13 protein-coding genes are annotated in these 15,438 nt (G+C 65.9%); 4 read left to right on the forward strand and 9 right to left on the reverse strand.

What is annotated here, in order from left to right:
• Window positions 1–37 precede the first annotated feature (37 nt).
• The 4 genes from GNX71_RS06805 (at window position 38) to GNX71_RS06820 (ending at window position 3,864) form a co-directional block, all read left to right on the forward strand.
• Window positions 38–1,105: a glycosyltransferase gene (locus GNX71_RS06805; protein WP_206177616.1), complete on the forward strand. Its 1,068-nt coding sequence runs from the start codon at window positions 38–40 to the stop codon at window positions 1,103–1,105.
• 58 nt (window positions 1,106–1,163) lie between these two features.
• Window positions 1,164–2,147, forward strand: coding sequence for a quinone oxidoreductase (locus tag GNX71_RS06810; protein ID WP_206177617.1), 984 nt, complete (start codon window positions 1,164–1,166; stop codon window positions 2,145–2,147).
• A 135-nt stretch (window positions 2,148–2,282) separates the two neighbouring features.
• On the forward strand, window positions 2,283–2,684 hold the full coding sequence (locus tag GNX71_RS06815) for a response regulator transcription factor (protein WP_206177618.1): 402 nt from the start codon (window positions 2,283–2,285) through the stop codon (window positions 2,682–2,684).
• A gap of 184 nt (window positions 2,685–2,868) precedes the next feature.
• On the forward strand, window positions 2,869–3,864 hold the full coding sequence (locus GNX71_RS06820; protein ID WP_206177619.1) for a bile acid:sodium symporter family protein: 996 nt from the start codon (window positions 2,869–2,871) through the stop codon (window positions 3,862–3,864).
• Between the two features lie 665 nt (window positions 3,865–4,529).
• On the opposite strand, the gene GNX71_RS06825 is transcribed toward GNX71_RS06820, so the two are convergent.
• From GNX71_RS06825 to ileS, 9 genes are all read right to left on the reverse strand, one after another.
• Window positions 4,530–6,188, reverse strand: a complete 1,659-nt coding sequence (locus GNX71_RS06825; protein ID WP_206177620.1) for a Na/Pi cotransporter family protein — start codon at window positions 6,186–6,188, stop codon at window positions 4,530–4,532.
• A 63-nt stretch (window positions 6,189–6,251) separates the two neighbouring features.
• Window positions 6,252–7,106: a phosphodiesterase gene (locus GNX71_RS06830; RefSeq protein ID WP_206177621.1), complete on the reverse strand. Its 855-nt coding sequence runs from the start codon at window positions 7,104–7,106 to the stop codon at window positions 6,252–6,254.
• Window positions 7,103–8,164 (reverse strand): ABC transporter ATP-binding protein, encoded by a 1,062-nt coding sequence (locus GNX71_RS06835; RefSeq protein ID WP_206177622.1) that lies wholly within the window; start codon window positions 8,162–8,164, stop codon window positions 7,103–7,105. The genes GNX71_RS06830 and GNX71_RS06835 overlap by 4 nt, the downstream gene beginning before the upstream one ends.
• Window positions 8,154–8,954 (reverse strand): ABC transporter permease subunit, encoded by an 801-nt coding sequence (locus GNX71_RS06840; RefSeq protein ID WP_206177623.1) that lies wholly within the window; start codon window positions 8,952–8,954, stop codon window positions 8,154–8,156. The genes GNX71_RS06835 and GNX71_RS06840 overlap by 11 nt, the downstream gene beginning before the upstream one ends.
• A 13-nt stretch (window positions 8,955–8,967) precedes the next feature.
• Window positions 8,968–9,789 carry an ABC transporter permease gene (locus tag GNX71_RS06845; protein ID WP_206177624.1) on the reverse strand — a complete coding sequence of 274 codons (822 nt, stop codon included), beginning with the start codon at window positions 9,787–9,789 and terminating at the stop codon, window positions 8,968–8,970.
• Between the two features lie 12 nt (window positions 9,790–9,801).
• Complete coding sequence (locus GNX71_RS06850) at window positions 9,802–10,815, reverse strand: ABC transporter substrate-binding protein (protein ID WP_206177625.1); 1,014 nt, start codon at window positions 10,813–10,815, stop codon at window positions 9,802–9,804.
• Between the two features lie 38 nt (window positions 10,816–10,853).
• The gene (locus tag GNX71_RS06855; protein WP_206177626.1) at window positions 10,854–11,864 is read right to left on the reverse strand and encodes a LacI family DNA-binding transcriptional regulator; all 1,011 of its coding nucleotides are present in this window, start codon (window positions 11,862–11,864) and stop codon (window positions 10,854–10,856) included.
• Window positions 11,865–12,013: 149 nt separating this feature from the next.
• Window positions 12,014–12,532 carry a signal peptidase II gene (gene lspA / locus GNX71_RS06860; RefSeq protein ID WP_206177627.1) on the reverse strand — a complete coding sequence of 173 codons (519 nt, stop codon included), beginning with the start codon at window positions 12,530–12,532 and terminating at the stop codon, window positions 12,014–12,016.
• Window positions 12,532–15,381, reverse strand: coding sequence for an isoleucine--tRNA ligase (gene ileS, locus GNX71_RS06865; RefSeq protein WP_206177628.1), 2,850 nt, complete (start codon window positions 15,379–15,381; stop codon window positions 12,532–12,534). The genes lspA and ileS overlap by 1 nt, the downstream gene beginning before the upstream one ends.
• Window positions 15,382–15,438 lie beyond the last annotated feature (57 nt).

Raw genomic sequence — 15,438 nt, forward strand, 5'->3', positions numbered from 1 at the left:
GTGCTTCGGCCGGCACCAAACGTGGCACGATCCGCGGATGATGTCCGATGCGCTGACCATCCTGGTGCCCACCTACCGCAACGACGCGAAGGCCCGCCGCGTGCTGGCCGGGCTGGCCGCCCTGGTGGCCGCCAGCGAAGGGCGCATGTGCCTGATCGTCGGCGACAACAGCCAGAACCCGCAGAAGCATGAATTCCTCTGGCGCCTGGCCGAATGGAGCCCCGGCCTGATCGACATCCATTGCCGGCCGCAGCGCATCTCCGGGCAGATGAACCTGCTGGACCTGTTCGGGAAATCGGCCTCCGGAATCCTGATGTTCCATGCGGACGACGACTACATCTCGGACGACTACATGGTGCGCGCGCACGAGATCCTGCAACAGGACCCCGGCGTCTCCGCAGCCTACACCTCGTACATCGTGAGCAAGGGCGGCTCCATCCTCACGGTGCCCCAGACGGCGCCGCAGCTCGACCAGGCCTCGCCCGTCGAGCGGCTGGTCGAGAACCACAACTGCTGGGGGGGCTACAACCTGTTGTTCTATTCGGTCTTCAGGAAGCGCAGCCTCGAAGGCACGGTCGCTTTCCTGAATGCCTGCCCGATCGAGGCGCCTTTTCACGACTGGTGGTTCAGCTACGCGATGGTCTGCGGCGGCAGCGTGCGCAACGCCGCGGTGGGCCAGATACTGTATGCGGCGGAAGGGACCCACGAGATGGGCGGCAACGACTCGGTCGCCCACTACGCGGCGCTGGGCTTGCCGCCGATCGTGAGCCATCTGCAACTGCTGTTCACCGCGGCCGAGGGGGCCTGCTTCTTCCTCGGCAGATATTCGCCTCTGTCGGACGCCGGAGGGCGGCAGGCCTGCGCCCAGTTCATGTTCGAGACGAACATCAGGATCGCTATCGCGCGGCTTCGGCAGAGCGACCTGCCGGCGCTCGGCATCGAGGGCGAGGTCCTGCAGCAACTGACCACGGTCGTCCTGAACAACGACTGGCTCACATTGGAGAGCACCATCGACTTTCTTCATCTCGTCCTGGCCCGGACGCGCGTCGACCTGGCCGACCGGTACCGTGACTTCCTGAACGATGCGCTGAAAATCCCTGCCTGAGACCCGGGCCGGGTTTTTCGTTACTGTCCGCTCCACCCTCCTTTCCGAGAATCACTCTATGAGCAAAGCTGTCCGTATCGACCGCCATGGCGGCCCCGAAGAACTGAAGATCGTCGACGTGGAAGTCGGCGACCCCGGTCCCGGCGAGATCCGCATCCGCCACAAGGCCGTGGGCCTGAACTTCATCGACACCTACCAGCGCAGCGGGCTCTATCCGTTCCAGATGCCGCTGCAGTTGGGCATGGAAGCCTCGGGCGTGGTCGAGGCGGTGGGCGAGGGCGTGACGCATCTGAAGGCAGGCGACCGCGCCGCCTATGCGAGCCAGCCGCCCGGTGCTTACTGCGAGGCGCGCGTCATGCCGGCCAAGAACGTCTGCAAGCTGCCCGACGCCATCTCTTTCGAGACCGGCGCGGCCATGATGCTCAAGGGCCTGACCACGCAGTACCTGCTCAAGAAGACGCTGCCCGCCGAAGGCCTGCAGCCCGGCGACTTCATCCTTTTCCATGCGGCGGCCGGCGGCGTCGGCCTCATCGCCTGCCAATGGGCCAAGGCGCTGGGCCTGCAGCTGATCGGCACCGCGGGCAGCGACGCCAAGTGCAAGCTGGCGCTCGAATACGGCGCGGCGCACGCCATCAACTACAGCACCGAGAACTTCGCGGCCCGCGTGAAAGAGATCACCGGCGGCAAGGGCGTGAAGGTGGTGTACGACTCGGTGGGCAAAGACACCTATGAGGGGTCCATCGATTGCCTGCGCCCCTTCGGCCTGCTCGCGATCTTCGGCAATGGCTCGGGCCCGGTGCCGCCGATCAGCCTGGGCACGCTGGCCTCCAAGGGCTCGCTCTATGTGACGCGGCCCACGTTGTTCACCCACATCGCCACGCGCGAAGCCACGCAGGCGATGGCGGACGACCTGTTCGCGGTGGTCGAAAGCGGCGCGGTGAAGATCCCTATCGACCAGCGCTACGCCCTGGCCGATGTGCAGCAGGCGCATCGCGACCTGGAAGCACGCAAGACCACGGGCTGCACGATCCTCACGCTCTGACGCACCGGCGGGAGGATGGGGCCGGTGCAGCCAGTCTTGTCCTACCCGCGGTGGGGTGTCATGCCTTCGACTTGTGGCGGGTGCACTTTGTAGCCTGTGACCCAAGCGCAGAGGCAAAAGCAGAGGCAAGAAGTCATGAACACCATCCGCACCTTCATCGTCGAAGACAACCCCACCATCCGCGAGAGCCTCGTGGGCACGTTGCGCGAGGTGGCGCGCGTCGATCCGGTCGGCGAGGCCGAGACGGAGGCCGAAGGTTCGCGCTGGCTCACGCGCAATCTCGCGCTGTGGGACCTGGCCATCGTCGACCTGTTCCTGAAGGACGGCACCGGTTTCCGGGTGCTTGAAGCGTGCCGCCAACGCAACCCGGCGCAGAAGATCGTGGTGCTCAGCAACTACGCCACGCCCGAGATCCGGCGCAAGTGCGCGCACCTGGGCGCCGATGCAGTGTTCGACAAGGCCACCGAGATCGATGACCTGATCGACTACTGCCAGCGCCACCGCCAGGAGCGATTCAACTCGCAGACTGCACACTGAGGTCGGGCATTCGGCGGCCGGCCTGCAAGCGATGCGGGTCTTCGTCGAAAATCACCCCTTCAAGGCGCGAGGAGCACGCGCCGGGCTCCGCAAATTGGCGACGAGATTCATGCGCGGAAATCACTCATTTTTCTGCCGCTGAGTCTGCCGCACGGGTCGCGTCCGTGGGGCGCTCCTTCCCGTCATGTCCCGCTCCCGCTTTCTTCCCGACAACTTCACCTTCGCCCTTCTCTCGGTCGTCTCCCTGGCCAGCCTGCTGCCCGCGAGCGGCGAAGTGGCACACCTCTTCGAACGTCTGACGACGGTGGCCATCGGCCTGCTGTTCTTCCTGCATGGCGCCAAGCTGTCGCGCGAGGCGATCATGAACGGCATCACGCACTGGCGGCTGCACCTGCTGGTGTTCTGCAGCACCTTCCTGCTGTTTCCGCTGCTGGGGCTGGCACTCAAGCCGCTGCTCCTGCCGCTGATGACGCCCGAGCTCTACACCGGGGTGCTGTACCTCTGCGTGCTGCCTGCGACGGTGCAGTCGGCGATCGCGTTCACGGCGATGGCGCGGGGGAATCTGCCGGCTGCAATCTGCAGTGCGTCGGCGTCCACGTTGCTGGGGGTGTTCATCACGCCTTTGTTGGTCAATCTCGTGGTGCTGCCGAATGGGGGGCATGCGAGTTCGTCGCTGGGGTCGATCGGGCGGATCTTGCTGCAGTTGATGGTGCCGTTTCTCGTCGGGCATCTCTCGCGTCCCTGGATCGGCAAATGGATCCAGCGGCGGGCGGCGGTGCTGAAGTTCGTGGACCAGGGGTCGATTCTGCTGGTGGTCTATACGGCGTTCAGCGCGGCTGTGATCGAGGGGCTTTGGCGGCAGGTGCCTGCGCATGCGCTCGTTGGGTTGCTCGTGGCTTGTGCGGTGGTGCTGGGGCTTGCACTGGGGCTTACGACTTTGATGGCGCGCAAGCTGGGGTTCGATAGGGAGGATGAGATCACCATCGTCTTCTGCGGCTCGAAGAAGAGTCTGGCCAGTGGGATTCCTATGGCGAAGGTGCTGTTTCCTTCGCATGCTGTGGGGGCCATCGTGCTGCCTTTGATGCTGTTTCATCAGATGCAGTTGATGGTTTGTGCTGTGTTGGCTCAGCGGTATGCGCGTAGAGGGCGTGTTGCTTCTGTTTTGAAAACGGCGGAGTAGTTTTTTTCCGGGGCCGGGTCTCGCCCCGGCGGGCGAGCTACTTTCTTTTGCTTCGCCAAAAGAAAGTAAGCAAAGAAAAGGCGACCCCACTGTCTGCGACCCTTCGCTACGCTACGGGCAACCTGCGGTGCTCGCGTTTCGCGGGGTCTCGCAGAACTCGCCTTCGGCTCAAACAGCTGCGAGCCCTGATCCGCGAAACGCTGCGCTCCTCGGCGCAGCCAGAGGGGGTGGAGACCACACGGGCCTTTGCTTCGCTCGGCCGCCGTGCCCTCACCCCCAGCCCTCTCCCAGAGGGAGAGGGAGCCAATCCGAGCCCAGCAGAGCAGCGCAGCGCAGAGGCTCATCGTCGCAGAGGGAGCCGACCCAACCCAAGCCGAGCAAAGCGAAGGCCCGAGAGCTGGCCGAGCGCAGCGATGGCGCGTCGGTCCCCAAATCCCTTCTGTATGCGCCGAGGAGCGGAGCGTTTCGCGGATCAGGGCTCGCCCTTGTTTGAGCGAAGCGAGTTTGGGCGAGACCCCGCGAAACGTGAGCACCGCAGGTTGCCCGCAGCGAAGCGAAGGGACGCAGACAGCAGGGTCGCCTTTCTTTTGCCTACTTTTCTTTGGCGAAGCAAAGAAAAGTAGGTCGGCCGCCGGGCCGAGACCCGGCCTCCGCCCTAAAAAAGACTAACTCTCAATCTTCCCAAGCCGAGACTCCCGCAACCGGCTAGGCGCCAAAGCCCCAGCCGACTCCAGAATCGGATAAGCAATAGAACAAATATGCGAATTGATCCGCTTCAAATCGCTGATCAAGTCGATATGCAGCGAACTGGTCTCGATGCTGAGAGTCGTCCGATCCGACAACCGATCCAGATGAGTCGTCGCATAAGCCCGCTCCAGATCCCGAAACCGAGCCTTCTCTTCCAGAAGCTTCTGCGCATCCCGAACATTCCCGTTCAAGAACACGCTCATGCTCAACCGCAGGTTGGCAACCAGCCGCCCATGCAGCTCGACGATCTCCGCCATCCCGGCTTCCGAGAAATTGCGCTGCGGTTTGATCTTCTTGTCTTCCACATCGATGATCACCCGCTCGATGATGTCGCCGATCTGCTCCATGTTGATCGTGAAGCTGATGATGTCCGTCCAGCGCCGGCTTTCCTCTTCGCCCAACGCCTCGCGCGAGATGCGCGTCATGTAGTACTTGATGGCCGAGTACAGCTCGTCCACCGTGTCGTCCAGCTGCCGCAGTTCCTGCGACAGCCGCGTGTCGTTGTTGCGGATCACGTCGAGCACGCCGATCAGCATGGTCTCCACGATGTCGGCCTGGTGCAGCGCCTCGCGCGCGGCGTTCGAGATCGCCAGAGAAGGCGTCGATAGCGCCGAGGGGTCCAGGTGGTGCGGGCGGCTGGTGCTGGAGGCCTGCGGCGTCGGGAGCATCCGTGTCACGAGCTTGGCGACCCACTGCGTGAGCCCGATGAAGCCGACGCTGATGATGACGTTGAAGGCCAGGTGGAACAGCACAACACCATGCGTCTGGTTCGGCAGCTCGGGCTGCACATAGCGGATCCACAAGCCGATGAAGGGCGCGACGATCGCCACGCCCAGCGCCTTGAAGAGCAAGTTGCCCACCGTCACCTGCCGCACCGACACCGCCGACTTCGCCGTGGTCAGCACCGCGAGCAGGCCGCTGCCGAGGTTGGCGCCGAGCACGAGGCCGAGCGCCACATCCAGCGGCACCACGTTCGACGTGGCCATGGCCGCCACCAGCAGCACCACCGCCAGGCTCGAATAGGCCACGATGGCCAGCACCGAGCCGATGGTGATTTCCAGCAGCACATCGCTGTTGATCGAGGCCAGCACCGCACGCATCGCAGGGGCTGAGAACAGCGGCTCGGTGGCTTCGACCACCAGCTGCAGCGCCAGCAGCATCAGCCCCAGCCCGATCAGCACCCGCCCGACACGCCCCGCCACGGTGGCCGAGCGCGTGATGAACAGCACCACCCCCACGAAGATGAACATCGGCGAGAGCCATGAGAGGTCCGCCGAGAACAGCACCGAGATCAGCGCCGTGCCCACGTCGGCCCCCCGCATCACCGCCAGCGCCGCCGGCAGCGTGACCAGGCCCTGCCCGACGAAGGACGAGGTCATGAGCGAGGTGGCGGTGCTCGACTGCACCAGCGCCGTCACGCCGATGCCCGAGAGGGCGGCCGTGAAGCGGTTGCGCATGCTCTGCACGAGGATCTTGCGCAGGTTGGCGCCGAACACGCGCAGCACCCCGGTGCGAACCAGATGGGTGCCCCACACCAGCAGTGCGACTGCCGCGAGCAGATTCAGGAGATGCTTCATGGGTGTCGGGTTCTGTCCTTTTCGTTTTGGTTCGTTTCGACCCCATTTTCCACAAGTGGCGATTCAGTCGATCAGCGCCCCGTTGTCGTGGAAGGGAAAGGGGCCTTCGAAGCGGCCGGAGGCCGCCAGATGGGTGACGAGGCGGCCGCTGCGCGCGGACCATGCATGAACGCGGAAACCGGGCGGTTCGAGCGTCCATGCCGAGGCTGCGCCGGGTGCCAGATCGAGGCAGACCTGGTGCGCGGGCGCCGGCGAAGTCGAGGCGATGGTGCCGCCGAAGCGCACATCGATGGCGCGGTGCAGGTGGCCGCAGATCACGCGCTCGACGTTCTTGTAGCGAGCGATCAATGTCTCGAGCGCGTCGGCGCCTTGCAGCAGGCCGATCTCGTCCATGTGGCCGATCAACGTCGTGAAGGGCGGGTGGTGCATGGCGACCACGACAGGCTCGTCGCGGCAGGCGTCGAGCTGGGCTTCGAGCCAGCCCAGGCGCTTCTCGCACAGCGTGCCATGGCTCTCGCCCGGTACGCAGGTGTCGAGCGTCAGCAGTCGCAGCCCACCGACGCGCACCGAATACTGGATGAAGCCGGCCGTGTCGCTGCCCGTGCCGAGGTATGCATGGCCGGGAAAGCTCCGGCGCAACTGGTCGCGGTCGTCGTGGTTGCCGGGCAGCAGGTAGACCGGCATGGTCAGCGGGGCCAGCAGGCGCGCGAGGTGTTCGTACTCGGCGGCGCGGCCGAAGTCGGTCAGGTCGCCGGTGATCACGACCGCATCGGGCTGCTGCGGCAGCGCGAGCACCGACTGCACCGCTTGCTGGAGATACGGCGCGGTGTCGATGCGGCCGTAGGCCAGCCGGCCCGGCTCGCGGATGTGAAGGTCGGTCAGCTGGACCAGGAAGGTGTCTGGGTTCGTTGTCGTCATGCGCTGGTTTCCTGCGACGTCATCAGGCGGTCGGGGTGGACGCGAAGGCTCACCGGATCGCCCGGACCGAAGGGGTTGTCGCGCCCCACGTCGGCCACCAGCAGGGGCTGGTCCTGCACGCGCAGTTGAAGCTGCACGCGGTCGCCGAGAAAGGTGCGGCGTTCGACGGTGGCGGTGCCCCAGTCGGGCTGGGGCGCACTCACTTCGACGTCTTCGGGTCGCACCAAGAGCATCGCATGGCTCTGCCAGGCAGGCGGGCAAGGCAGCGTGCTTCCGCCGAGTCGGACAACGCCTTGCGCGATGGCCTCGGGCGCGCGCTCCAGACGATTGACCCGGCCGAGGAACTCCGCAACGAAGGGATGCGCGGGCGCGCGGTACAGGTCTTCGCCGCGGCCGACCTGCACGATGCGGCCGGCGCGCATCACGGCGAGCCGGTCGGCGATGGCGAGCGCTTCCTGCTGGTCGTGCGTCACGTGGATGGCGGTGATGTGCAGGCGGCGCAGCAGTTCGGCGAGCTCGTCGCGCAGCGACTCCTTGAGCTTGGCGTCGAGCGCGGCCAGCGGCTCGTCGAGCAGCAGCACGCGGGGGCGCACGGCCACGGCGCGCGCGAGGGCCACGCGCTGGCGTTGGCCGCCGGAGAGCTCGGCGGGGCGCTTGTTCTCCAGCCCGCCCAGGCGCACAAGGTCGACCAGTTCGCCGACGGCGCACTTCTCTTCTTCGGGCGACACGCCGCGGATGCGAAGGCCGTAGCCGATGTTGGCCGCCACCGTCATCTGCGGAAAGAGCGCGTAGCTCTGGAACACCATGCCCACGCCGCGGTGCTCGACCGGGCGTTGCGTCACGTCCTGGTCCCCGAAGACGATACGGCTGCCTTCGTCGGGCGCTTCCAGCCCTGCAATCAGGCGCAGCAGCGTGGTCTTGCCGCAGCCCGAAGGGCCGAGCAGCGCGAGCACTTCACCCGGCTCGACGTGCAGATTCGTCGGCTGCAGGCCGCGCGTGCCGTCTGCGTAGGTCTTCGCACAGTTCGCGATGTCGATGGGGATGCGTTCAAGTTCCATGGCGTTTCTGCATCAGGTTGGCAAGGTACTGCAGGCCCCACAGCACCGGAAGAATGACGGCGAAGAAGACCAGCGTGTAGGCCGATCCGACCTCAATGCGCATCGAGGCGTAGCTATCGGCCAGCCCCACGGGCAGGGTGCGGGTGAGCGGCGTGTGCAGCATCCAGGTGAGGTTGAATTCGCCCACCGAGAGCGTGAACACCATCAGGCTGCCGGCGACGATGGCCGGGAACACTGCGGGCACGAGGATGCCCATGAAGCGCTGGCGAAAGTTCGCACCCAGCGAGCGCGCGGCCTCTTCGAGCGCGAGCAGGTCGTCGCGTTGGAAGGCCGAGCTCACGGTGCGGACCATGAAGGGCAGCGTGAAGATGATGTGGCCCACGAGGATGAAGGCGAAGCTCTGGCGGAAGGCGGTGAGTTGGCCGTAGGCGAGGATCAACGCGAGCGCCGTGGCAAGGCCCGGCACGGCGACGGGCAGCGTCAGCAGTTCCTCGAAGATGCGCGCGGCCCGCGAGCGGCTGCGCGCCAGTGCATAGGCGCATGGAACGCCGAGCAGCACGGTGCACATCACGCATGCGACCGCCAGCCCGATCGACCAGCCGACGGTGCCGCCGTAGTTCTCCCACACCTCGCCGAGCCAGCGCAGCGTGAGGCCGCTTTTGAGGCCCGCGCTGTAGTTGTTGACCAGCCCCGCCATCACCGACAGCAGCATCGGCGCGATCATGAAGAGGCTCACCAGCACGGTGATTGCGAGCAGCAAGGGCGCCCTGGGTTGCGTGTTCTTGCGCATGCCTGCGTCTCCTTCAGCGCGCGACCGGGTTGGCCCCGAAGCGCCGCGCGACGAACAGCACCAGCCAGGTCACGAGGCCCAGCGAAATCGACAGCGACGCGGCGAGCGCGAAGTTGGCGTAGTTGGTGAACTCGTTGTAGATGGTGATCGGGATCACCTCGAACTTGCTGGCCAGCGTGAAGGCCGTGCCGAAGGCGCCCATCGAGGTCGCGAAGAGGATCGCGCCGCAGGCCAGCGTGGTGGGCGCGAGCTCGGGCATCCACACGTCGCGCGCCACGCGAAGGCGCGAGGCGCCGAGCGAGCGGGCGGCTTCCTCGAGCTGCACGTTCATCGCTTCGGCCGCCGCCGCATAAGTCGCGATGGCGCGCGGCAACGAGAAATACAGGTACGCGAGGAACAGGCCGAGCAGCCCGTACGCGAAGGTGATGCGTTCGCCGATCAGGGCATCGCTCACGTCGGCCACCAGCCCTTGCCGCCCGCCCAGCAGGATCACGAAGAAACCGATGATCACTCCCGGGAACGACAGCGGCAGCGTCAGCAGCGACAGCAGCACGCGCTTGCCGATGAAGGCATGGCGCGCGAGGTAGATGCCCACCGCCGCGCCCAGCACCAGCGTCGCCAGCGTCACCGCCACCGACAGCACGACGGTGTTGGCCATGCTCTGCAGGTAGCGCGAGTCGGTCAGCACTGCGAAGTAGGTGGCCCAGCCTTTATCTGCCGGGAGCGCGAGCAGGCGCACCACCGGCAGCAGCCAGAAGGCCGTGAAGAAGGCGGCTGCGGGTGCCACGCAGGCGAGCAGCCGCCAGCGTGGGTTCCAGGCGTTGGCGGACTTCATCTCGAGACGGACTCAGCGAACCTCTTTGAGGTAGCGGTCGGAGAACGCGCGCTGCGCCTCTGCCATGCGGCCGTAATCCACGCTCTTGGCGCGCGCGTATTCGCTTGCCGGCAGGAACTGCGCTTCGATCTCCTTGGGCATCGCGTTCGCGCGCACCGGGCGCAGGTAGGCCTGGGCCCAGATCGCCTGGCCTTCATCGGACAGCGTGAAGTCGAGCACCTTCTTCGCGTCGGCCGCGTGCGGCGCCTTGGCGACCAGGCTCATCACATAGGGCACGACCAGCGTGCCTTCGCTCGGGATGACGAAGGCGACGTTGGCCTTGTCCTTGTACTTCGCGCGGTAGGCGTTGAAGTCGTAGTCCAGCAGGATCGCGATTTCGCCCGAGAGCACGCGCGCGTACGAGGTCTGCTTCGGCACGATGGGCTCGTTCTTCTGCAGGGCCTTGAAGTAGTCGATGCCCGGCGTGAAGTTGTCCAGCGTGCCGCCGCGCGCCTGGTTCACCGCCACCGCGCCCACGTAGCCGACGAAGGCCGAGGCGGGGTCCAGGTAGCCGATGAGGCCCTTGTATTCGGGCTTGAGCAGGTCGGCCCACGACTTGGGCACCGGCTTGCCCTTGAGCGCATCGACGTTGACCATGAAGCCGAGCGTGCCCGAGTGGATGGTGAACCAGTTGCCGGCCGGGTCCTTGAGGCCCTCGGGAATGTCTTTCCATGCGGCCGGCTTGTAGGGCTCGACCAGGCCGTCCTTGGCGGCCTGCACCGCGAAGGTCACGCCCAAGTAGGTGACGTCGGCCACGGGGCTTGCCTTCTCGGCAGACATTTGTGCGAGCGATTGGCCCGAGTTCTTGTTGTCGGGCGGCACGGTGACACCGGTCTTGGCCTTGATGGCCTTGAGCTGCGTGCCCCAGTCGGCCCATTCGGTCGGGCAGTTGTAGCAAATGGCGGTCTGGGCCATGACGCTGCCGGCGGCAACGAAGGTGGCGGCGATCAGCCCGAGGCGGGCGATGCGGGAAAAGCGGAGGGACATGAAGAAGCTCCTGGATGGATGTGGGTGGTGACGGGGGATCAATGGGCGGCGATGTCGCATGCGGATGCGCACGACTCGCCGTCGCGGAAGGTGTGGGGAAGAAGCAGGCTCGCGTCGGCCTGCAGCGTGGTGCCGCCGGCCATCGCCTGGACCAGCAGCTCGACGCTGTGGCGGCCGATGTCGCTGTTGGGCTGCGCGATGGTGGTGAGGGCCGGCGTCAGGTCTTCGCCGAGCGCGATGCCGTCGAAGCCGATCACGCTGAGGTCGTCGGGCACCGAGAGCCCGCTCAAATGCGCGGCGCGGATGCTGCGGATGGCGAGCAGGTCGTTCGAGCAGACGAGCGCGGTGGGGCGGTTGTCGGCCTGCAGCACGTGGGCGAGCGCATCGACGGCGCTTTCGACGAAGGGCACTTCGATCAGCGGCGGCGCCTTGAGCCCCGCATCCGTCATGCCCTTTTGGTAACCGCGATAGCGCTGCTGCGCGCGGTCGGATGCGGCGAGCGTGCCGCTGACCATCGCGATGCGGCGATGGCCGAGCAGCACGAGCCGTGCGACCGCGTCGGCCACGGCAGCTTCGCTGTCGACGGTGACACAGGGGTGGTCCGCGTGCCGGTTGTAGGCGAGCACATAGGGCGTGCCGGTGCTGCGCAGCCGCGCGAGCGCCTTCGAGGTGGACGGGTTGGAAACCACGAGGATCAGTCCGTCGACATTGCCGGCGAGCAGCAACTGGACCGCGCGCTCTTCCTCATCGAGCCGATAGCCCGTGGTGACGGGGAGGATCGCGTAGCCACCGGCGATGGCCGCGCGTGCAATGCCCTGCAAGCATTCGGCGAAGGTCGGATTCAGCAGCGTGGGCAGCACCACGCCCAGCGTGCGGCTGCGCTGGGTGCGCAAGGTGCGTGCGCTGGCGTTGGGCACGTAGTGCAGTTCGCGCGCGACGCGCTCCACCAATTCGCGCGTGGCGGGTGTGACCTTGTCGGGGAAATTGAAGGCCCGCGACACGGTGGCCACGGAGACCTTGGCTTTGGCGGCTACGGCTTGGATGCTCATCGTGCGGTGTTCATGTAATCGATTACATTGAACCGCGGCAGTATGACTTCGTCATGACATCGCGCGAAAGCGGGGAGAAACCCTCGGCGCGCCGGCGAGCGCGGAGCGAGCCAAAGAAAAAAGGCCCGAGGGCCCTTTGAGTAACTGCTTTACTTGCCTCGGCGAACCCGCCGGATCTCATCCACGATCAGGCAGATAGCCCCGAGCGTGATCGCGCTGTCCGCCGCATTGAACGCCGGGAAGTACCAGTTGCCCGCGTGAAAGCTCAGGAAGTCGACGACGTAGCCGTGCATCATGCGGTCGACCACGTTGCCGATGGCGCCACCCAGGATGCAGGCCATCGCGAACGAAAAGAGCTTCTGCCCCGCGTGCGACCTCAGCATCCAGACGATGAAAATCGCCGCCGCCACGCCGATCGCCGTGAAGAACCAGCGCTGCCAGCCCGAGTGGTCGGCCAGGAACGAGAACGCAGCCCCCGTGTTGTGCGCCCGCACGACGTTGAAGAAGCTCGTCACATAGGTCGCGTCGCCGAGCTTGTAGTAGCCCAGGATCAGCGTCTTGGTGAACTGGTCGATGATCACGATGATCACCGCCAGCCCGAGCCAGGGCCAGATGCCGAGGCTGCCACCGCGCGAACGCGATGCCGATGCGGAGCGTGCGGCGGCCATCAGGCAAAGCCCCGCGATTCGCCAGCGCCGAACAGGTTGCTCGTGCAACGGCCGCAGATCGTCGGATGCGCCGGGTCGTGGCCCACGTCTTCACGGTAGTGCCAGCAGCGCTCGCACTTCTGCGCGGTGCTCGGTGCCACGGTGGTCGCCAGAGTTTCGCCCGCTGCCAGCGCGATGGCCGAGGTGATGAAGACGAACTTCAGGTCGTCGCCCAGCGTGCTCAAGAGCGCGAAGTCGTCGGCCGGTGCGCTCAGTTGCAGGTCAGCCTGCAGCGACGAGCCGACCTTGCCCTCGGCGCGCACGGCCTCGATGTCCTTGTTGACCACATCGCGGATTTCGCGGATGCGGCCCCACTTCGCCAGCAGCGCTTCGTCGGGCGCTGCGAACTTGCTGTAGGTCTCGGCGAAGATCGATTCGCCCGGCTTGCCGGTGCTCACGAACTTCCAGGCTTCTTCGGCCGTGAAGCTCAGGAACGGCGCCATCCAGCGCAGCATGGCTTGCGAGATGTGCCAGAGCGCGGTCTGTGCGCTGCGGCGCGCGAGCGAGCCGGGGGCGCTCGTGTAGAGGCGGTCCTTCAGGATGTCGAGGTAGAAGCCGCCCAGGTCTTCCGAGCAGTAGATCTGCAGCTTGGACACTACCGGATGGAACTCGTACACCTTGTAGTGCGCAAGGATCTCGGCCTGGAACTGCGAGGCGCGCGCGAGCGCGTAGCGGTCGATCTCGAACAGCTGGTCGAGCGGCACCGCATCCTTCTGGATGTCGAAGTCGCTGGTGTTGGCCATCAAGAAGCGCAGCGTGTTGCGGATGCGGCGGTACGAGTCGACCACGCGCGCGAGGATCTTGTCGTCGCCCGCGATGTCGCCCGAGTAGTCGCTCGCGGCCACCCAGAGGCGGATGATTTCCGCGCCCAGCTTGCTGCTGATTTCCTGCGGGTCGATGCCGTTCTTGAGCGACTTGCTCATCTTGATGCCCTTGGCATCGACGGTGAAGCCGTGCGTGAGCAAGCCGCGGTATGGCGCGCGGTCTTCCAGCGCACAGGCGATCAAGAGCGACGAGTGGAACCATCCGCGATGCTGGTCATGGCCTTCGAGGTACAGGTCGGCTTCGGGGCCCGCCTCGTGGTGCACGGTGGGGTGCGTGCCACGCAGCACGTGATAGAAGGTCGAGCCCGAGTCGAACCACACCTCCAGGATGTCGGTGCTCTTGGTGTAGCTCGGCGCGTCTTCGGCGCCCAGGATCTCTTCGACCGTCACGCGGCTCCAGGCCTCGATGCCGCCCTTCTCGACGATGTCGGCGGCCTGGTCGAGGATTTCCATCGTGCGCGGATGCAGTTCGCCCGAATCCTTGTGCAGGAAGAACGGGATCGGCACGCCCCAGCTGCGCTGGCGGCTGATGCACCAGTCGGGCCGGCCGGCGATCATGTCGTGCAGGCGCGCCTTGCCGTTCTCGGGATAGAAGCTGGTCTCTTCGATCGCGTCGAGCGCGGTCTGGCGCAGCGTCTTGGGCGCCTTGTCCTTGGTGAACACGCCTTCGCCCTCATCCATGCGGATGAACCACTGGGCGGCCGCGCGGTAGATCACCGGCGTCTTGTGGCGCCAGCAGTGCGGGTAGCTGTGGGTGATGGTCTCGGTGGTCAGCAGGCGGTTGGCGTCGCGCAGCGCGGCGATGATCACCGGCACGGCCTTCCAGATGTTCTGGCCGCCGAAGAGCGGGAAGTCGGGCGCGTAGCTGCCGTTGCCCTGCACCGGGTTCAGGATGTCGTCGTACGCCACGCCGTGGGCGATGCAGGAGTTGAAGTCGTCCACGCCGTAGGCGGGCGAGGAGTGCACGAGACCGGTGCCGTCGGTGGCGGTGGCGTAGTCGGCGAGGTACACGGGCGACAGGCGCTTGTAGCCGGCATCCACGTCGTACAGCGGATGCTCGAATTCGAGCCCGCCGAGCGCCTCGCCCTTGACCGTGGCGAGCACCTTGCCGTCGAGCGCATAGCGCGTCATGCACATCTCGACCAGCGAGTTGGCCAGGATCAGGAGGCCACGCTCGGTATCGACCAGCGAGTACTCGATCTCGGGGTTGAGGTTGATCGCCTGGTTGGCGGGGATCGTCCACGCGGTGGTGGTCCAGATCACGGCAAAGATGTCGCCCAGGATCGTGTGGTCGGTGCCGAAGGCCTTGAGCACCTTCTCGCGCTCGTGCGCCTTGAAGGCCACGTCGATGGTCTGGCTCTTCTTGTCGGCGTATTCGATTTCGAACTCGGCAAGCGACGAACCGCAGTCGAAGCACCAGTACACGGGCTTGAGGCCCCGGTAGACGAAACCGCGCTCGATCACGCGCTTGAATGCGCGCAGCTCGCCGGCTTCGTTGGCGAAGTCCATCGTCTTGTAGGGATGGTCCCATTCGCCCAGCACGCCCAGGCGCTGGAAATCGACCATCTGCTGCGCGATCTGCTCGGTGGCGAAGGCGCGGCTCTTGGCCTGCATCTCGTCGCGGCTCAGGTTGCGGCCGAACTGCTTTTCGATGGCGTTCTCGATCGGCAGGCCGTGGCAGTCCCAGCCGGGCACGTAGAGCGCGTCGAAGCCTTCGAGCTGGCGCGCCTTGGTGATCATGTCCTTCAGGATCTTGTTCACCGCGTGGCCCATGTGGATCTGGCCGTTGGCGTACGGGGGGCCGTCGTGCAGGATGAACTTGGGCGCGCCGTGGCGGGCGTCGCGCAGGCGGTGGTAGCGGCCTTCGTCGTTCCATTCCTTCACCCAGCCCGGTTCGCGCTTGGGCAGGTCGCCGCGCATCGGGAAGGGGGTGTCGGGCAGGTTCAGCGTGGAACGGTAATCGGTGGGGGAAGCAGCGTCAGACATGTTGGGGTGCGAAACAGAGGGGCTTCGACAGGCTCAGCCCGAACTGCATAGAGCGGT

It is taken from the genome of Variovorax sp. RKNM96 (assembly GCF_017161115.1).
Taxonomy (GTDB): Bacteria; Pseudomonadota; Gammaproteobacteria; order Burkholderiales; family Burkholderiaceae_C; genus Variovorax.